Annotated in this window: 16 protein-coding genes; 4 read left to right on the top strand and 12 right to left on the bottom strand. The window is 72.3% G+C overall.

The window, feature by feature from the left end:
* Positions 1–51: 51 nt before the first annotated feature.
* Positions 52–2,031, top strand: coding sequence for a glycoside hydrolase family 6 protein (locus tag AAEP80_RS15005; RefSeq protein ID WP_420364979.1), 1,980 nt, complete (start codon positions 52–54; stop codon positions 2,029–2,031).
* Positions 2,032–2,073: 42 nt separating this feature from the next.
* Positions 2,074–2,583, top strand: a complete 510-nt coding sequence (gene purE / locus AAEP80_RS15000; RefSeq protein WP_413601573.1) for a 5-(carboxyamino)imidazole ribonucleotide mutase — start codon at positions 2,074–2,076, stop codon at positions 2,581–2,583.
* Positions 2,584–2,607: 24 nt separating this feature from the next.
* Here the strand turns inward: purE and AAEP80_RS14995 are convergent, their stop codons facing one another.
* The 4 genes from AAEP80_RS14995 to AAEP80_RS14980 form a co-directional block, all read right to left on the bottom strand.
* Positions 2,608–3,537, bottom strand: a complete 930-nt coding sequence (locus AAEP80_RS14995) for a GH25 family lysozyme (RefSeq protein WP_420364978.1) — start codon at positions 3,535–3,537, stop codon at positions 2,608–2,610.
* Between the two features lie 98 nt (positions 3,538–3,635).
* Positions 3,636–4,289, bottom strand: a complete 654-nt coding sequence (locus AAEP80_RS14990; RefSeq protein WP_413601575.1) for a hypothetical protein — start codon at positions 4,287–4,289, stop codon at positions 3,636–3,638.
* A gap of 100 nt (positions 4,290–4,389) precedes the next feature.
* The gene (locus AAEP80_RS14985) at positions 4,390–5,532 is read right to left on the bottom strand and encodes a glycosyltransferase family 4 protein (RefSeq protein WP_413601576.1); all 1,143 of its coding nucleotides are present in this window, start codon (positions 5,530–5,532) and stop codon (positions 4,390–4,392) included.
* 82 nt (positions 5,533–5,614) lie between these two features.
* A complete protein-coding gene (locus AAEP80_RS14980; protein ID WP_413601577.1) occupies positions 5,615–6,670 on the bottom strand; it encodes a lysylphosphatidylglycerol synthase transmembrane domain-containing protein in 1,056 nt (351 codons plus the stop codon).
* A 29-nt stretch (positions 6,671–6,699) separates the two neighbouring features.
* On the opposite strand from AAEP80_RS14980, the gene AAEP80_RS14975 reads away from it, so the two are divergent.
* Positions 6,700–7,881 (top strand): glycosyltransferase, encoded by a 1,182-nt coding sequence (locus AAEP80_RS14975; protein WP_420364977.1) that lies wholly within the window; start codon positions 6,700–6,702, stop codon positions 7,879–7,881.
* Positions 7,882–7,917: 36 nt separating this feature from the next.
* Here the strand turns inward: AAEP80_RS14975 and AAEP80_RS14970 are convergent, their stop codons facing one another.
* Genes AAEP80_RS14970 through AAEP80_RS14940 form a run of 7 tightly spaced genes read right to left on the bottom strand, consistent with a single transcriptional unit; the run spans position 7,918 to position 16,314 of the window.
* Positions 7,918–9,417, bottom strand: a complete 1,500-nt coding sequence (locus tag AAEP80_RS14970) for a hypothetical protein (RefSeq protein WP_420364976.1) — start codon at positions 9,415–9,417, stop codon at positions 7,918–7,920.
* On the bottom strand, positions 9,414–10,421 hold the full coding sequence (locus AAEP80_RS14965; protein ID WP_413601580.1) for an NAD-dependent epimerase/dehydratase family protein: 1,008 nt from the start codon (positions 10,419–10,421) through the stop codon (positions 9,414–9,416). Before AAEP80_RS14965 ends, AAEP80_RS14970 begins: the two co-directional genes overlap by 4 nt.
* Positions 10,418–11,269 (bottom strand): dTDP-4-dehydrorhamnose reductase, encoded by an 852-nt coding sequence (rfbD, locus tag AAEP80_RS14960; protein WP_420364975.1) that lies wholly within the window; start codon positions 11,267–11,269, stop codon positions 10,418–10,420. Before rfbD ends, AAEP80_RS14965 begins: the two co-directional genes overlap by 4 nt.
* A gap of 27 nt (positions 11,270–11,296) precedes the next feature.
* Positions 11,297–12,283 carry a dTDP-glucose 4,6-dehydratase gene (rfbB, locus tag AAEP80_RS14955; protein WP_281265003.1) on the bottom strand — a complete coding sequence of 329 codons (987 nt, stop codon included), beginning with the start codon at positions 12,281–12,283 and terminating at the stop codon, positions 11,297–11,299.
* Positions 12,280–13,827, bottom strand: coding sequence for a hypothetical protein (locus tag AAEP80_RS14950; RefSeq protein WP_420364974.1), 1,548 nt, complete (start codon positions 13,825–13,827; stop codon positions 12,280–12,282). Before AAEP80_RS14950 ends, rfbB begins: the two co-directional genes overlap by 4 nt.
* Entirely contained in the window at positions 13,824–15,380 is a 1,557-nt protein-coding gene (locus tag AAEP80_RS14945; protein WP_420364973.1) for a glycosyltransferase family 39 protein, read from the bottom strand. The genes AAEP80_RS14950 and AAEP80_RS14945 overlap by 4 nt, the downstream gene beginning before the upstream one ends.
* Positions 15,373–16,314, bottom strand: a complete 942-nt coding sequence (locus tag AAEP80_RS14940) for a glycosyltransferase family 2 protein (protein WP_281265000.1) — start codon at positions 16,312–16,314, stop codon at positions 15,373–15,375. The genes AAEP80_RS14945 and AAEP80_RS14940 overlap by 8 nt, the downstream gene beginning before the upstream one ends.
* Positions 16,315–16,485: 171 nt before the next feature.
* Here AAEP80_RS14940 and AAEP80_RS14935 point away from each other — a divergent pair, with 171 nt between their 5' ends.
* Positions 16,486–17,583, top strand: a complete 1,098-nt coding sequence (locus tag AAEP80_RS14935) for a hypothetical protein (protein WP_420364972.1) — start codon at positions 16,486–16,488, stop codon at positions 17,581–17,583.
* Between the two features lie 26 nt (positions 17,584–17,609).
* On the opposite strand, the gene AAEP80_RS14930 is transcribed toward AAEP80_RS14935, so the two are convergent.
* Positions 17,610–19,151 (bottom strand): DUF2142 domain-containing protein, encoded by a 1,542-nt coding sequence (locus tag AAEP80_RS14930; protein WP_420364971.1) that lies wholly within the window; start codon positions 19,149–19,151, stop codon positions 17,610–17,612.

Here is a 19,151-nt window from a genome sequence, read left to right as displayed (position 1 = left end):
CATGGTGCCATGGATCGGTCAGGGGACGACCGACCAGCCAGGGGATCGCGCATGCGCACCAGTACCGCCCTCACCGTCTGCATCGCGCTCGCCGGGGTGCTCGGTGGTGTGATCGCGCCCGTCGCGCCGATCGGGGCCGACCGCGCGACCGCCGCGACGACGGCGGCCGACCTGCGCTCGCGGACGGCGGCGCAGCTGTTCGGCAACGGGCAGTACAACTCGCCGACGAGCGAGGCCGCGAAGAACGCCGCTGCCCTCGCCTCGAGCGACCCGGCGGGCGCTGCGGCCGCATCGACGATCGCGAAGTACCCGGTCGCCACGTGGCTCGGCGAGTGGTCGACCGGCACCGGCCTGACGAAGACGCTCCAGAGCGCGACTGCGGGGGCCGAGGCGAACGGCACCACGGCGGTCTTCGTCACCTACGCGATCCCGGAGCGTGACTGCGGCGGCTACTCGGCAGGCGGGTTCGACGAAGCCGGGTACGACGCCTGGGTGGACCAGATCGTCGCGGGGCTCGCCGGGAAACGTGCTGCGGTCATCGTGGAGCCGGACTCCCTCGCCATGCTGAGCGACAGCAGGTGCACACCGGCGCTCGACCAGCAGCGGTACCGGATCCTCTCGAGGGAGGTCGCCGCGCTCACCGCGGCCGGCATCCCCGCGTACCTCGACGCCGGCAACTCGAACTGGGTGCAGCCCGCGACGATCGCCGCCCGGCTCGACGCCGCCGGCGTGCGGCAGGCCCGCGGGTTCTTCACCAACGTCGCGAACTACTACCCGACCGCACAGGAGCAGTCGTACGCGCAGAAGGTCTCCGCACTCACCGGCGGCTCGCACTACGTGATCGACACCTCCCGGAACGGTCGTGGGTGGCGGGGGACGTGGTGCAACGGCCCCGGCGCCGGACTCGGGACCTCGCCGCGGGTGGCGACGGACGGGACGGCCCTCGACGCGCTGCTCTGGGTGAAGACCCCCGGTGCGAGCGACGGGACCTGCAACGGGGGCCCGGCCGCAGGCAAGTGGTACTCGGCGTACGCGCAGCAGTTGGTCGCCAACGCCTCGCTCGGCGTCCCCGCCACGGTGACGTCGCCGCAGGGCACGGTGGACGCAGCAGCGGGTGGGGCGGGCACCGTCCGGGTCCGCGGGTGGACGTTCGACGCCGACGACCCGGAGTCCCCGGTCACGGTGCGGGTGTCCGTGGACGGCACGGTCGTCGGCACCGCACTCGCCGACACGACCCGTCCCGACGTCGACCGGGCGGCAGGGGTCGGGGCGGACCACGGCTTCGACACGACCGTCGCCGCCGGCCCCGGCACGAGGAACGTCTGCGTGACAGCGGTCAACGTCGGCGCAGGGGCCGATCGACAGCTCGGCTGCGTCGCGGTGACCGTGTACGGACACGACCCCGTGGTGCAGCTCGAACGGGTCGGTGTCGCTCGTGCGGGCATCGTGGTGACCGGGTGGGCCGTCGACCCCGACGAGGCGGCGTCCCCGGTCAGGATCGCGGTGACCGTCGACGGGCGGGGTGTCGCGGCCGCGACGGCGAACCTGCAGCGCGCGGACCTCGGTGCCGTGCCGGACGGGGCCGGGACGGGGCACGGCTGGGACCTCACCGTGCCAGGGGGTTCCGGCAGGCACAGCGTGTGCGTCGTCGCGCGGAACCGTGGCGTCGGCACCGACACGACGTCGGCGTGCCGAACGGTCACCGTCGCGGCGAGTGCACCCTTCGGGACGTTCGGATCCGCCTCGTCACCGTCCACGCGGCGCGTCGATGTGTCCGGCTGGGTGTTCGACCGCGATGCCGTCAACACCGCTGTGAGCGTCGTGGTCACCGTCGACGGCAACACCACCGGACGCCTCACGGCGAACCAGGCACGCGCCGACGTCGGCACGACCTACGGTGCCGGGCCGGCGCACGGCTACGGCGGACGGGTGGTGAGCCCGTCAGGGACGCACCGGATCTGCGTCCGGGCGATCGGCCTCGGCAGCGGCGGCGACGCTGACCTCGGGTGCCGGACCGTCGCCGTCCGCTGACGGGCCGCCGTCGCGGTGACCGGCCGCCGGTAGGCTCGACGTGTGACCGACACCGCCCAGCCCGCACCGCTCGTCTCGATCATCATGGGGTCCGACTCGGACTGGCCCACGATGCGTGCGGCAGCCGACATCCTGACCGAGCTGGGCATCCCGTTCGAAGCGGACGTCGTCTCGGCGCACCGCACCCCGGACAAGATGATGCGCTTCGGCCGCTCGGCGGCGGGACGTGGCATCCGGGCGGTGATCGCCGGGGCCGGTGGCGCAGCACACCTCCCCGGGATGGTCGCATCGGTGACGACGCTGCCGGTCATCGGCGTCCCCGTGCAGCTCGCGCGGCTCGACGGCATCGACTCCCTGCTGTCGATCGTCCAGATGCCGGCGGGCATCCCGGTCGCCACGATGGCGATCAACGGAGCCGCCAACGCCGGACTCTTCGCCGCCCGGATCATCGGGGCATCCGACCCGGACGTCGCGGCCAGGCTCGCCGAGTACGCGGCCGGGCTCGAGGACGTCGTCGAGCGGAAGGCGCAGGCCCTCCGCGACGCACTCTGAGCCCGGCCGCCGGTCGAGCCCTCGTCAGTCGGTGCGGCTGGCGAACACGCGGAGCGACGCGACGGAGTGCACGGTCACGTCCTGATCACCCGGGAACGTGCCGGTCGACGCCCACTGCCAGAAGGTCCACCGTCCCCAGCTCGCGCCGACGGTGCCTGGCGTGGTGAAGTCGTTGACCGGGTAGAGCGCGACGAACAGCGGGTTGCCCGGGAACTTCGCGGAGTTGCCGGTGCAGCGCTTCCACCAGTCGGTCGTCGTGTAGATCGCCGGCCAGCGGTGGACCTTGTCGTACACGGCCGTCGAGTACTCCAGGATCCAGTTGACCATCGCCGTCTGGCTCAGCCCGTAGCAGGTGCCCTGCGCGGCGCTGCCGTACTCGATGTCGAGGAGCGGCGGCAGGGTCTTGCCGTCGTTGCTCCACCCGCCGCCGTGCGAGAAGAAGTACGCGGCCGTCGCGGTGCCGCTCGCCTGGGACGGTTGCGCGTACGCGTACCCCCCGCGGATCACGCCAGCGTTCTTCGAGGCGTTGTACTGCCGTGGGTAGTACGGACTCGTGTAGCTGACGCCCTCGGACACCTTGATGTACGCGAAGCGGGCACCCTTCGCGTACGCGCTGCGGAAGTCGACGTCGTGCTGCCACGCGCTGACGTCCATGCCCTGCACCCGTCCAGGCGGCGGACCACCGGTCGCGGCCTGCGTGGTCGCCTGGGCCCTGGCGCCGGCAGCCGACCCCGCCGAGGCGGCGTGCGCCGCGATGCTCGCACCCATGGCGTGGTTGCCGGTCTGGTCCATCGTGGCGATCGACGGGTCCTCGGCCGTCGACGTGCTGCTGGTCGCGGTCGGTGTGGGATCCACACCGGTCACGGCGGCGGCCGGCCCGCTCGCCATGGCGGTCACCGCCCCCACCCCGAGGATCGTCCCCACGGCGATCGTGCGCCATCTCGTCGTTCGCATCCGGTCTCGTCCTCCCTGTCGACGGTGACCGTGGCGGACCCACCTCGGTCACGTTCGGGAGAGCATACGCGCCGTGCGCAGACGGCGCGTGCCGTCGCTCAGGAGGCCGTGGTCGCCCCCGTCGTGCCGTCGACCGTCACCGTCGTGGTCGCGCCGGACACGGTCAGCGTCGCCGTCCACACCGGTGCGGCCCCGGTCCCGCCGAGCACGAGTGACGAGAGCTTCGCCCCAGCGGTGGACTTCTCGGCGTCGGCGGCGGCCGCGGCGGCGTCGACCTTCAGCGCCGCCGCGCGCGCGACGTCGTCGGCCATCGTCTGGCTGTCCGATTCCTTCGGGAACGGTCCGGAGGTCACCCGTGCGAGCGTCGCGGACACGACCGACTGCGTCCGGGCACCGCTGGCGTCGGCGACGACCACGGTCCAGTTGTCGCCGGCTCCGGTGAGCGAGACGACCGTGCCACCACCGGCTGCCGCGAGCCCCTGCTTCGTCACGGTCGCCCAGTCGACCGAGGTCGGGTTGTCGACGCCGCTGCCGTTGCCCGTGCCGGGACCGGTGCCGTCGTCGGCGGAACCGGTCTGGTCGTCGGTCGGGGTCGCGCTCGGGGAGGTCGACGCGCTCCGCGACGCCGACGGCGACGCCGATCCGCTGGGCGCCGCGTCGTCCCCGGTCGAGCAGGCCGCGAGCACGGCGGTCATGCCGATGCCGATGACGAGGGAAGCGGTGAGGACCGTGATGCGGTTGCGGCGTGCCATGAGCCGATGATGGCAGGTGCCCGCGCCGACGGAGCTGGACGACACGGTGGCCGGAGGCGATCGATGCGGAGCCGTGATTCAGCGCCGGATGCCCGTCGCGTCAGAGGTCGGCGTGCAGCTGCCAGGTCTCGAGCGCCGAGTCGCGCCAGTCGAACATCCGGGCACGGTCCGGCCCCGCGATCGCGAGCTGCGACCGGAGGAGCGGGTCGTTCACGACCTGGAACACGGCCTGCGCCAGTCGCTCCGGGTAGCGATCACTCGGGGAGCGCTCGACGCACACGCCGGCGTCCGAGGCGACTTCGCGGACGGCCGGGTCGTCGGAGTGCACGACGGGCGTCCCCAGGCTCATGGCCTCGATGACGGGGAGGCCGAACCCCTCGGCGAGGCTCGGGAACACGAACACCGTCGCGCGGTCGTAGGCCACGGCGAGGTCGGCGTCGTCCACACGGCCGAGCACCTTCACCCGGTCGGGCGCGAGTCCGGCACGCTCGGCGGTGCCGACGACGTCCACGTCGCCCCAGCCGTCGGGGCCGGAGATGACGAGCGGGACGTCCTGCGGGGCATCCGGGTGGGCCATCGCCTCGATCAGGGCGGTGAGGCCCTTCCGCGGCTCGAGGGTGCCGACCGCGAGCACGTAGCGCTCCGGGAGGCCGAGGCGTTCGGCGCGGAGGTCCGCGTCCACGGGCACCCTGAGGCGACCGCTCGGAGCGCCGCCGATGACCCGGAGCCGTTCGTCGAAGCGGTGGATCTCGTTGAGCGCCGAGGCGACCGCGTGCGTGGGGACCACCACGGCGTCGGCGTACTTGTACGCGCGCTTCACCATGGCCTTGTGGAAGTGCACGCCGCGCGGCGTGAGGGTCTCCGGGTGCGTCCACGGCACGGTGTCGTGCACCGTGACGACCGTCTGACGACCGGGCTCCTGCGTGCGATCGTGCTTCACGAGGGGCGCGAGGACACTCGGTGCGTGCACCATGCCCTGCGAGGCCCCGCGCGCCATCCCGCCCTGCCAGGCGAGCGCGAGCTCGCGACGGGGGAGTGCCAGCCGGTCCATCCCGGACAGCCCGGGGAGGAGCGTGGTGAGGTGCTCGATCTCCGCCGGCGATGCCGCGGAGACCACGGCCTCGACGTCGCATCCGCTCGGGGCGGTGGCGATCAGCTGCCGGGTGAGTTCCTCCGCGTAGCGACCGATGCCGCCGGGGACCGGTGCGATCACCTGGTCCACGATCACACGGAGTGTGGTCATCTGGTGCGCCTCCTGCTGGCCGTCGGTCGGAACGGCTCGGCCGTCGATCGGAGCGGTCCGGCCGCTCCGATGGCAGACACTATCAGTGGCCGCCGGGAGGAACCGGGCCGCCCACCCGGGCACCGGGAACGGCTGTCCGCCGACGGTGGCGCACCGCCAGCGCGGCACCGAAGCCGGCGAGCACGACGTCCCCGACGGTCATGAACGCACGGCTGATCACCGCGAGCGCGAGTGCGGCGGACGGGCTGGCGATCGAGCCGAGGAGCAGGACGAGCACCGCTTCCCGAGGACCGACACCGGCTGGTGCGATGACGACCAGGAACCCGACCAGCCACGCGACCGCGTAGGCACCGGTCGCCACCGGGAACAGCGTCGGGTCGTCGGCTCCGAACACGCGGAGCACGAAGGAGGCCTGGACGCCGTACGCGATCCACATCACGACGGACCACACCATCGACATCGTGGTGCCCGACCACGTGAGCGAGATCTCCTGCGGCGGGCGCCGGAGCAGCCGGAACGCGAGCGCGATGAGCCGTCCGAGCACCGGCGGGGTGAGCGCCACGAGCCCGATCACGACGACGATGGCGAGCCACCAGAAGTGTGCGAGGCCGTCCGTGGCGGAGAGGAGGAGGGCGACGATGCCGACGAGCGCCGCGGTGACCATGCTGACGAGCATCGACGCGAGCGACGCGACGGCGCTGCCGGTCCTCGCGAGTCCGTGGGCGCGACCGAGCTCGGCCTGCGCGGCGATCGACCACACGCCACCTGGGATGTACTTGCCGAGCTGCCCGACGAAGAAGATCGACGAGGACGGGGCGAGGCGCACCCGGTGCCCGGTCGACGCCATCATCGACCGCCACGACAGCATGTTCGCGACGAGTGCAGCGAAGGTGAGGAGGAGCCCGAGGGTGATCGTGGTGGCGTCGAGACGGGCGAAGTCGCGGGCGATGTCGTCCCACTGCTCGACGACGCCCCGCACGAGCAGCCCGACGGCGACGACGGCCGCCACCCACTTCACGACGGTCAGGACGCGCTCTCGACGGCCCCGCCTGGCGGGTGGGTCCGGAACGGGCCCCGCCGTCGTGTCGAGGGGTTCCGGGGAGGTCGGGGTCGACCCCGTAGGCTGTCGTGCGTCCATCGACCGACAACTCTAAGCGAGTGCGCTGCATGCAACCCGACCCCGCTGTCCGACCGACACTGCTCGTCGCCGCGTCGACGTTCCCGGCCGAACCGGGCGACGGGACGCCTGGGTTCGTCCTCGACCTCGCGACGGCGCTGTCCGACGAGTACCGGATCGTGGTCGTCGCACCGATGACGAAGGGTGCACGGAAGCACCAGCGGATCGGTGACGTCGAGGTCCGGCGGTACACCTACTTCCCGAGCCGCTGGCAGGACCTCGCCGACGGCGCGATCGTCGACAACCTGCGTGCGAAGCGCTCCCGCTGGGTGCAGGTGCCGTTCTTCTTCGGTGCGATGGCGACCGCGCTCGGTCGTGAGCGCCGGCGGTCGCGGCCCGACGTCGCCCTCCTGCACTGGATCATCCCCCAGGGGGCCGTCGGCCGGCTCGTGCTCGGCGACCTGCCGCGCGTGGTGACCACGCTGGGCGGCGACCTCTACGCCCTGCGCAACCCGGTCCTCCAGGCGGTCAAGCGTGCCGTCATCCGGAACGCCGCCTCCGTGACCTGCATGAGCACGGACATGGCGAGCGAACTCGGCAAGCTCGGCGCACGACCCGACCAGGTCCACGTCGTCCCGATGGGCGTCGACCTGGCGCCGATCACCGCGGCGGTCGCCCGCGAGTCCCGCGTGCCCGGTCGGGTGCTGTTCGTCGGCCGACTCGTCGAGAAGAAGGGTGCCGTGGTCCTGCTCGACGCGCTCGACCGCATGGCGGAGCGCGCGGCGGAGGTCGTCGTCGTCGGGGACGGACCGCTCCGCGGGGCGCTCGAGCGTCGTGCGGGCGACGGGGTCACGTTCCTCGGCGCCAGGGGCAAGGACGACCTTGCCTCGGAGTACGCGCGCGCGTCGATCGCGCTCTACCCGTCGGTCCCCGCGGCGAACGGCGACCGCGACGGTCTGCCCGTCGCGCTGCTCGAGGCCATGTCCGCCGGCTGCGCGATCGTCGCCTCGGCGGTGCCCGGCATCGTCGACGTGATCCGGGACGGCGAGAACGGGCTCCTGGTCCCACCAGGGGACGCCGCCGCACTCGCCGCCGCTGTGGATCGACTGCTCGCCGATCCGGTCCTCGCAGAGCGCCTCGGACGCGCAGCAGCGGTAACCGCGGCCGCGCACACCGTCGACGCCGTCGCGGACCGGTACCGCGGCCTGCTCACCTCGGCGCTGCGCGGCTGACCACTCGGCGCTCCCGGACCGGGAGCGCCGCGCGGGTCAGCGTTCGACGTCGACCGGTTCTGCGGTCTCGCGGGGCTCCGACACGGCGGCGGGTCCGGCGCGCCGAGCGTCGAGGAAGGCGCCGACCGCGCACCCGACCGCGGCGACCACCGAGATCGCGAACATGAGCTGGACGACGCGCGCGGCGTGGGGCACGATGCCGGCGACGTGGAGGTCGACCAGCGACAGGTACGGCACGAACGACACGGCGATCCACACGGTGACGAGGATCCCGGAGGCGCGACGCCACCCCGTCAGTCCAGCCGCCATCGCGATCGTGATGACCGGCAGGATCGTCAGGGCGTACCGCGTGTTCGGCGCACCGCCGCCGTGCACGTAGTCGATCTCGGTCACGCTGAGCAGTGCCGACACCGCCACGAACATCAGGACGATGAGCAGCGTCGACAGGCGGTCGCGGCGCTGTGCGGTGACGGCGGCGCGGGCGTCGAGGCCGGCGGGTGTGTTCCGGCGGCGTCGGACCAGGAGGGTGACGCCGACCACGACCGCGAGGGCCATCGGCAGGATCATCAGCACCCACTGGATCGGGTCGGACTGTGGCAGCACGCCTCGGTAGATCCCGTACAGGTCGGTCCAGAACTTGCCGTCGAACGCGACCTCCGGGATGGGGCGCTCGACACGGCCCATGTTCTGGATGCCCCAGTCGGCGTGCCGGCCGCTGAAGTTGCCGGCCGTGCGCTTGTTGTGCAGGTAGAACCACCCGGAGGCTGCGACCGCGGCGACGACCGGTGCGGCACCGGCGACGATCCGCGCCCAGATCCCGGACAAGCCCCAGAACCGCACGCGGCGGGCGAGGACGACGGCGACGACGATCGCGACGAGCCAGAGCGCGAACGACAACCGGGTGGTCATCCCGGCCGCGCCGACCAGGGCGGCGCCGACGAACAGGCCAGGACCGACGCCGGAGCGCAGCGCGGCACCGGCGATGCCGCACGCGAGCACGCAGAACAGCACGAACAGGACGTCGTTGTAGATCGAGCCGCCCTGCTGGATGAGCATGCCCGCGAGGGCGGTGACGATCGCGACGCCGCCGGGGAGCCGACGCGCGGTGGGGAAGCACCGCCACGCAGCCCACGCCGAGGCCACGACCACGGCACCGGCCATCAGCGCGCTGATCAGCCGTCCGGCGATGACGGCCATCAGGGGGTGTCCGCCGTCGAACAGCGGTCCGACGACCGGCGCGAGCACGAGGTAGTACAGCGGCGGGTGCTGCGACACCCACTGCACCGGCGTCGTGGCGCCGAACGGGGCGTGGTAGGTGATCCCGTTCTCGAACACCGGTAGATGCAGGTGCCAGACGGTGATGACGTAGTCGAGGTGCGCCGGCTCGTCGCCGCCGTTCAGCGGCGGGTACGTGAAGGCGCGGGCCGTGGACGCGGCGAGGACGAAGACCAGGGCACAGAGCACGGTGAACCCGGCCCATGGGTGCGCCGCGGTCCACGCGACGAGCCGTTCGCGGCGGGTTCCGGTGCGGGTCATCCTCGTCGTTCTCCTCGTTCGTCCTGCGGGTGTGTCGTCGAGCTCGCCGCGGATCGGATCGCGTCGACGGTGCGCGCCACCCCGTCCGCGAAGGGCACGAGCTGCCGGTCGTCGACGCTCGGGAGCACCGTCGACCGGAAGCGGAGGTCGGTGCCCTGGAAGGACGCCGACGGGTCCTGCCCGGCGATCACGTCGAGCGACGAGCCGAGTGCCTGCTCGACGGCCGTGATCACCTCGGCGATGGACCGGCCCTCCTGCGAGGCGAAGATCTTGGTCCGCGCCGATCCGACCGGGTCGGCGGCGACCGCGTCCAGCGCGTCCACGATCATCGCGGCGGCGTCGTCGATGTACAGGTAGTCCCGCGTGGTCTCGAACGGCACGTAGATCGACGACGGGCGCCCCTCGACGTGCGCGAGCGCGAGCTGCGACACCAGACCCTGCGGCTTCGTCAGGTTTGCACCCGGTCCGTAGAGGTTCGCGATCCGGCCGACGAGCGCGCGGGTGCCGGTCGCCGCCGCCCAGTTGCGGAACTGCGCTTCGGCCGCCAGTCGGCTCGAGCCGTACGGTGCGAGCGGGCGGGGATCGGTGGACTCGTCGAACGGGACCCCGGTCGACCCGGCGTACGTGGCACCCGCGGACGACGCGAAGAACACGACGCCGGGGGTGCCCGCCGCTCCCGCGACGGCCGGGGTGTTCGCCACGGCGGCCCCGTCGGGGGCGGTCGCAGCGGGGTCGAGCACGCGGGCCAGCAGCGCGGCCTCGGTGGCGAAGGCGTCCGCCCCGGTCGCCACGAAGCCCGTCCCGGCGCACCAGACCAGCCGCCAGGGGCCGTCGCCTGCACGGAGCGCACGGACGGCGTCGACCAGGACCGCCGCTGCTGCGTCCTGGTCGCCCCACGGCACGCGGGGCACGAGCACCCGGTCGCCGGCGTCCTCGAGCGCGGCGACGACCGCACGGCCGAGGAACCCGCCGCCCCCGACGACGAGCGAAGTGGTGACCGTCACGCGGCGAGGACCCCGTCCACGGCCGCGGCGTGGAGCGCCTCGCGCCAGTCGCGCATCGGCGGGATGCCGGCGCGCGACCATGCGTCGTGCCCGAGCACGGAGTACGCGGGGCGTGGGGCCGGGCGGACGAACGCGGCGCTGTCCGTCGGGAGGACCCGTGCAGGGTCGAGGCCGGCCTCGGTGAAGATCGCCTTGGTGAAGTCGAACCAGGACCCCTGGCCGCCGTTGGTGCCGTGGTAGATCCCGGCCGGCGCGTCGGCGTCGAGCATCGCCACGATCTGCCGGGCGAGGTCGCCGGTCCAGGTGGGCTGCCCGATCTGGTCGGTGACGACGCGCACGGTGTCGTGGGACGCGGACAGTCGGATCATCGTCTTCGCGAAGTTCGGACCGTGCGCACCGTAGAGCCACGCGGCCCTGACGATGTACGACGAGTCCGGCGCGATCGCGAGGACGGCTGCCTCACCAGCGGCCTTCGTCCGGCCGTACGCACCGATCGGGTCGGTGGGCTCGTCCTCGGCGTAGGGGGACGTGCCGTTGCCGTCGAAGACGTAGTCCGTCGAGACCTGCACGAGCTTCGCGCCGGCCGCGACCGCGGCCGTCGCGAGGACGGCCGGGCCCTGCGCGTTCACGGCGTGGGCGTCGTCCTCGTGCGACTCGGCGTCGTCGACCTTCGTGTACGCGGCCGCGTTGATGACCACGTCGTGCCCGGCCACCGCTGCGGTGACGGCAGCCTGGTCGGTGATGTCGAGGTCGGCTCGGGACAGTGCGGTCACGTCACGCCCGGCCAGGGCCTGCTGGAGGTCCTGACCGAGCATGCCGGCGGCGCCGGTGATGAGGTAGCGGGTCATGCGTGCGTCCGTCGTTCCTGGCCGTGCTCAGGCGAGCGCGGCGCGCTCCTTGAGGGGCTCCCACCACGAACGGTTGTCGCGGTACCACTGGACGACGTCGGCGAGGCCCTGGGCGAAGGGGACCTGCGGCTCGTAGCCGAGCTCCGCCTGGATCTTCGAGATGTCGACCGAGTAGCGGAGGTCGTGGCCGAGCCGGTCGGCGACGCGGTCGACGTACGACCAGTCCTTGCCGGTCGCTTCGAGGAGGAGCTCGGTGAGCTCCTTGTTCGTGAGCTCCGTGCCGCCACCGATGTTGTAGATCTCGCCGGCGCGACCGCGGGTCAGGACCATCGCGATGCCGCGGGTGTGGTCGTCGACGTGCAGCCAGTCGCGGATGTTGTTGCCCTCGCCGTAGAGGGGGACGTGCACGTCGTCGATGAGGTTCGTGACGAAGAGCGGGATGACCTTCTCGGGGAAGTGGTACGGCCCGTAGTTGTTCGAGCAGCGCGTGATCGAGAGGTTGAGTCCGTGGGTGCGGTGGTAGCTGCGGGCGAGGAGGTCGCTGCCGGCCTTCGACGCCGAGTACGGCGAGTTCGGCTCGAGCGGGCGCTCCTCGTCCCACGAGCCCTCGCTGATCGACCCGTACACCTCGTCGGTGGAGACGTGCACGAAGCGCTCGGTGCCGTGGCGGAGCGCGGCGTCGAGCAGACGCTGGGTGCCGACGACGTTGGTCTCCACGAAGATGCCCGAGTCGCGGACCGAGCGGTCGACGTGGGACTCGGCGGCGAAGTGCACGATCGCGTCCACGGTCGGCACGACCTCGTCGAGCTTCGCGGCGTCGCGGATGTCGCCCTGCACGAAGCTGTACCGGGGGGAGTCGGCGACGGGAGCGAGGTTCGCCAGGTTCCCCGAGTAGGTCAGTGCGTCGTAGACGACGACCTCGGCGCCCTCGAGGCCCGGGTAGGCGTCCTGGAGGGTCCGGCGGACGAAGTTCGAGCCGATGAAGCCGGCTCCTCCGGTGACGAGGATCTTCACGGATTGTTCCTTTGTGTCGGTTCGACGGTCGGCGGAGAGTCTAGCGGGAGCGGCGGCGGCGTACTCCTGGCGGCCACGACCAGCACGAGGGCGACCACGGCTGCGACCGACGCCGCGCCGAGGAGCGCGGCCACTGCGGCCAGGACCTGCCACCCGAGCGGGGTCGACCCGGCGAGGGCGGCGAGCCCGGCGCCGGTCAGGCCGACACGGCCGGCCTGGTACGCGCCGGAGAAGCCGATGAGGAGCCCGTACGCCGCGATGAGGAGCGCTCCGACCCCGCCGATGAGCGCCGTGGTGCGACGGGCTCGGGTGCTCGGGAGGAGCGACGCGGCGGCGGCGACGAACCCCGCGACCAGGGCGGGGACGGCGACGAGCAGGAAGCGGCCGCTCGACGTGGCGATCTGGTTGTCGGCGAGGGCGTTGCGCCACTCGTAGCCGAGCACGGCCGCGACGACGAGCGCCGGCCACAGCAGCACACCCCACGTCGGACGCAGGGCACGGTCGGCGCGGACGGCCGCCCAGAAGAGCACGCCGAGGCCGACCACGGTGAGTCCGGCGACGAGCGGTGGCGTGAATCCGAACGCGTCGTCGCCGAGTCCGCCCCAGAACGTGGCCGTGCCGCCGTTCCACTGCCCGTTGAGGAAGTCGCCGGGGTTCATCCCGGTCGGGGATGCCGGGGGGATCGGGTCCGGCTGTGGGGCGGCGTCCGGGACCCATCCGGTCCGGAGGCTCCGCCAGAACACGGCTCCGACGATCGCCGCCGGGACGATGACGACCACGACGTCGATCGCGCGGCGGACGAGGGTCTCGGACCACCGCAGGTCGTGGCGGGCGACGAGCACGATCGTGAGCGCGAAGACCACGAGCAGCAGCCCCATCGCGTTGATCGTCGCGCCGCACGCCGCCGCCACGGCGAGTCCGACGGACGTCCACCACGACCGGTCGCCGGTGAGGACGCGTGCCGCGAGCCAGGTCACGATCGCTGCGATGAGGACGAGCGGAGCCCAGAGCGTGACCGATGCGCCGAACTGCGCGGCCTTCGGGACGGCGAAGAGCAGCAGGGGTGCGACGACGGCGACACGCGGCGATCCGACGAGTCGACGGGCGGTCCCGGCGACGAGCAGCGGGAGCGGTGCGAGCAGGACGACGTCGACCAGGCGGATCAGCAGGACGGCGTGGTCCCAGCGGAGCGACTCCCAGTGCGCGATCCGCAGGACGGCGCCCGCGGCGAGGAAGAAGGTCTGGGGATGCTGCGACAACGGGTTGACGATCGTCGTCTCGCCCGGGTGCGCCGCGAGCACGGCGGCGACCGTGGACCGATCGGCGGGGTTCTCGAACAGCCATCGTGTCGAGGCCAGCGCGTGCATCTGCCCCGGGGCGGGCCAGCCGGCCCCGAGCGCGGTCCGGAAGACCGCGTCGACGCCGTCGACCTCGCCGTGCGTGCCGAACGCCGGGGTGACGAGGGCCCAGAGCGTCAGCAACGCGATCCACGCGATGGTCGTGAGCGCGAGGAGCAGGACGGTCGGACGGGTGAAGCGCCTCACGCTGTGCCTTCCGTCGACGGGACCACGGACCGGGTCGCGCGCACCACGAGCACCACGGCGACGACGGCACCCACCAGGAGCGCCACCACGACGACCGCCAGTGCGGCGAGCGGCACCGGGCCGTTCGCGGCGTAGTCGTCGATGCCGCCGGTGGTCACGAGGAACGACCGTCCCTCCCAACCCGCACGCCACTGCAGCCAGACACCGTAGACGGCGATCGCGATCGCGACGATCGCGATGCCGGCGGCGAGTCGGCGACGACCGGCCTCGGTGCGGGGGAGCCGTCGCCAGGCGAGCGCGCTGAGGGCGATGAGTGCGACCAGGGCGGGGAAGTAGTACCGGCCCTGGGTTCCGGCGATCTCGGTCGACCGGAGGTACGCCGACCAGGTGGTCTGCGTCTGCAGCAGCAGGATCACGACGGGCAGGACCGCGAGGGTGATGGCCGGCACGAGCGTGCGTCCCCGACGGAACGCGAACACCGCGATGACGACGATCCCGAGCACGGTGCCGACGACCGACAGGTACGGGGTCACCGCGTTCGAGGCGCCGACCCCCGAGCTGCCCCAGAACGTCCGGACGATCGTGTCCCAGGTGACCTGGACGAACTGTGCGAGATCAGGTCCCTGTCCGTCCGGGAACGACTGTGCCTTGCGTGCGACGAACCCGTCCGGCTGCACGGTGCCGTAGGCGAGCAGGTTGTGCAGCCACCACCACGAGCCGACGGCCGCGGTGACCGCGCCGACGACGACGGTCCGCAGGAGGGCGCGTGGCCAGCCCCACCAGCGCACCGCCGGCAACAGGACGGCGACGAGGACGAAGGGCACCGCCGGCAGGCCGGTGCCCTTGAACCAGACCAGGGCGCCGGTGAGCAGCGCGAGGAGGATCGCGACCAGGAGCCGTCGGTCACCCGTGAGTACCCGGACCGCCACGAGCGTGACCAGTCCGGAGAACAGGAGGACGGGGGCGTCGTTCGTCACGGCCGATCCGACCACCGCGACCTGCGGGACCGCCAGCACGGCTGCAGCACCGACGACCCCGGCGCGCCCGGACCGGGTGAGCCGTCGGACGGTGGCCCAGGCGATCACCGGGAGCGGGGCGACGAACGCGACGTCGAGCAGACGCAGCGCCAGCACGCCGTCGGACCAGTGCAGGTCCTCGAAGCCGATGAGGTGGAGGAACCCGGCACCGATCAGGTAGTAGGTCGGCGGGTGCTGCGTCATCTGGTCGGTGATGCGCTCGTAGTACCCGGGGTGCCCGGCGAGCAGCTCACCCCACGTGGCCGTCGCGGCCGACGCCGACGACACCGAAGCGTGCACGGCGTCGAGGACGTGCATCGTCCCCGGGGCCGCCCAGGCGTGCCCGGTCGCGAGCTGCAGTACCGCGTCGACGTGTGCCATCTCGTCGGCGGCGTCGTACGGGTGGGTGATGACGGCGAACGCGCAGAGCACGAGCACGAAGAGGGCGGTGACGACCGTGACGGTGATGCCCTCGGACCGGGTCGGACGGGGCGCGCCGAGCCCGCGTTCGCCCGCCACGGTGCCGCGGTCAGTCACCGTACCGTGCGAGCTTCTGCAGGTCGAGCTGCTCTTCCGCGAGGGTCCGGTTCAGCCTGGTGAGGTCGGCGACGACACCGATCACGATCGCGAGGACCGCGGTGATGAGCAGCACCACACCGAGGATGATCGACTGGAGGTGGTTCCCGCCGGTGTGCATCGCGAGCAGCACCAGGTAGCGCACCAGCGGCCACGCGCCGAGTCCGCCGAGGACGAGCGCGACCCAGAGGAACAGCGCCATCGGCCGGTACATCAGGTAGACACGGGCGATCGCCGAGCCCGACTGGAACATGTGCTGCCAGATGTTCTTGAAGAGGCGCGATTCCCGGGTCTTGGCGTTCGTCGTGATCGGGATGCTCGCGATCGCCAGGCGCTTGTACCCGGCCTGGACGATCGTCTCCATGCAGTAGCTGAAGCGCGTGACGATGTTCAGCCGGATGAGCGAGTACTTCGAGTACGCGCGGAACCCACTCGCGGCGTCGGGGAGGTCGAGCCCGGCTGCGCGGCTCGCGACCCACGAACCGAAGCGCTGCATGAGCTTCTTGAAGCCGGAGAAGTGCTCGATCGTACGCGTCTGCCGGTCGCCGATCACGATCTCCGCCTCGCGTCGGAGGATCGGCTGGACGAGGTCGGCGATCTGGGACTGCGGGTACTGGTTGTCCCCGTCGGTGTTCACGACGATGTCCGCGCCGTGCAGCAGGGCGTAGTCGACCCCGTCGCGGAACGACCGGGCGAGCCCCATGTTCGTCGTGTGCCGCACGAAGTGCCGGACGCCGTGCGCCTTCGCGACCTCGACGGTGCGGTCGGTCGAGCCGTCGTCGATGACGAGGATCTCGATCTCGTCGACCCCGGGGATCGACGTGGGGATGGTCTCGAGCACCGAGGGGAGCGTCTGCTCCTCGTTGAGGCAGGGGATCTGCACGAACAGTTTCACGGGGGAGTGGGTCCTGTGGGGTCGTCGGCCGGCGGGTTCCGGCCCGGAAGTCGCCGGACATTCTATGCGGATGCACTGATCGCGTGGGCGCACAGACGACTCAGTCTATGCAGACCGGAGCCGGGCCGTGGGCGCGCGCCTGGCTGGGCGTCGCCGTGCCACGATGGTCGGATGGCACCCTTCCGGTCGTCCGTCGCCCGACTCCTCCGCCGTCCAGGCTCCGCACCGGCACCCGATGCCACCGTGTCCACACCGCCGCCGCTGGTCGGGTTCGTCGTGCACGGTGCAGGCGGCGTGCACCCCGCATCCGCGCACATCCGCGTCACCGGTCGGATGTCGGCCCTGGCCGCGACGGGTGCCGCGATCGTCGCGCAGGTCGACCCGGTGCGGTGGGCGGACGGCTCCGACACGGCGCACATCGACGCGCTGCTGGTCCAGCGCGACGCCTTCCCCCTGGCCTCCGTGGACGCCGCGCTCGAGCGGGCAGCCCGGGAGGGCACCCGGATCGTGGCCGAGATCGACGACGACTTCTTCAGCGACGACGCCCGGGCGCGGCTCGCCCGTGCCGAGTACGCGCCCGATCGGCTCGAGTCCGTCCAGCGGATCGTCCGAGCGGCGGACATCGTGGTCACGTCGACCGAGCCCCTCGGTGCGGTGCTCCGTGCCGAGGGGCTCGACGTCGTTGTCGTCCCGAACGCGGTGCAGCCGGGCATGTGGGGCGACGGGCCGGTGCGTCCCGACCCCGACGGTCCCAGGCGGGTCCTGTACATGGGCTCCGCGACGCACGGGGGCGACCTGGACCTGCTCCGGCCGGTGTTCGACGGGTTCGCCGACGCCACGGGCCGACCGGTACGCCTCGAGGTGATCGGCGTGACCGACGTCGACGACCAGTGGTTCGACCGCCTGCCGCTGCCGGAGGGCGGGACCCACTACCCGGAGTTCGTGGCGTTCCTGCGCGCGAACGCCTCGCGGTGGTCGGCCGGTGTCGCGCCGCTCACCGCCGATCCGTTCAACGACGCGAAGAGCGACCTCAAGTTCCTGGAGTACGCGATGCTGGGCCTGCCGTTCGTCGGGTCGGATCGTCCGTCCTACGCCGGGGTGGATGCCCACGGCGGGCTCCTCGCCGGGGACGGCGTCGACCCCTGGCGCCGCGCCCTGCTCACGGCGTTCGCCGAGTCGGACGACCGGGTCGCGCTGGCACAGGCGTACGTCAGGGCCGAGCGGTCGATCGGTGCCGAGACGGCGTGGCGAGGGGCCCTCGGCGTCTGACGGCTCTGGCGGTCAGCGCCGCGCCGTCAGTAGAGCGTCACGTGCCACTGCACCACGGACGCGACCAGCGGCACGACCGCGAGCGTCGTGAACAACGCCGCGCCGCCGCGGTCGCTCACCCGTGCGCGGATCGGGACGAGTCCGGCGATGCCGACCCCGAGCAGCGCCACGAGCGGAGCGAAGTACCGACCCTGCACGCCGACGACGTCGGGGGACCCCACCACGTTGAAGGTCAGGTAGAGCGCGACGATCACGGCGAGCGCGGTCACGGCTCCGACGACGGCCATCCCGAGCGCGACGAGCCGCGGCAGCCGGTCCGCGACGACCGCCGCGAGGACGACGCCGATGATGGCGATCGTGCTGAACGGCTGCATGAGGTCGACGGCGTTGTACCCGAACGCCCCGACGAGGCCGTGCACCCACCACTCGCCGAACGATGCGACCGACCGGCCGAGGATGCCGGCCAGCGCCGTCGGGTGCTCGAGCAGGAAGTGCACCTGCCGGCCGGAGTCGATGCCCTGCCAGACGCCCACCCGCTGGAGTCGGATGGCCTTCGCGATCGGGCTGGTCACGGACAGCAGCACGAGCGTCGGCACCGCGGCGACGACCAGGAACGCTGCGGCCGCACCGAACTCGCGGAGCGTCCTGGGTCGCCCGGCGGCGTCCGATCGACGAGCGGTGGTCCACCTGGCGAGCGGGACGAGGAGCGCGAGCGCGAGGAGCAGCACGTACGTGGGTTTCGCGGCCACGACGCCGAGGCCGGCGGCGGCTGTCCCGATGACGATCGCGAGGCGGGGGTGCTGGTCCGTGCAGAGCCGCACGATGCCGGCGACGAAGAGCATGCAGATCGCGGTCGTGAAGGAGTCGGCGGTCGTGTACGAGTCCAGGAACAGCACGCTCGGCAGGAGCCCCACCGCCATGAACAACCAGCGGGACCGGCTGCGTCGGAGCAGACCGATGGCGAGTGTCGTCAACCCGATCGCGACGAGGGCGTTCACGACCCGGCCGAGCACCATCACCGTCGCGACGTCCTGGTGCAGTGCGAGGCCGATCCGCATCCCCACGGCACTCGGCAGGTACGGCACGAAGCTCGACGCGCCCGCGTTGGTGAAGTCGACGGACTCGGTGGGGGAATCCGGGTCGAGGACGACGGAGCCCAGCCTGTCGTACTGCGCGCGGTCGCGGAAGTCGTGGCGCTGGAAGTACGGCGCCCGGTAGTCGACGTGGTTCGCCCAGTCCCACCCGAGCATGTCGAAGCGCTGCAGGTCGGTCGGGATCTGCCCGCCGAAGGTCCGGCCGTCGTCCCGGAGCTGGGGGAGCAGCTGTCCCTGCTGCACCTGGTACGCCCGGTTGACGTGCGACTGCTCGTCGAGCCCCCAGCCGGCCGGCACCGCCGCGATGAAGTACCCGACCGTGACAGCCGCGACGATCGCGTAGAGCACCGGTGCGGCACCGAGTCGGCGCAGCAATCGGCCGATCGGTGCGAGCACCGGGTCGAGGACACGCCGCGGTCGAGGTGGCAGCTCCCGCACCGTGGTGCCGGATGGTTCATCGACGTTCGCGAGCAT

The organism is Curtobacterium sp. L3-7, from assembly GCF_048756585.1.
Lineage (GTDB): Bacteria > Actinomycetota > Actinomycetes > Actinomycetales > Microbacteriaceae > Curtobacterium.
Note: the sequence above shows the minus strand (reverse complement) of the source record. Positions and strands in the feature narration are given on the sequence as shown.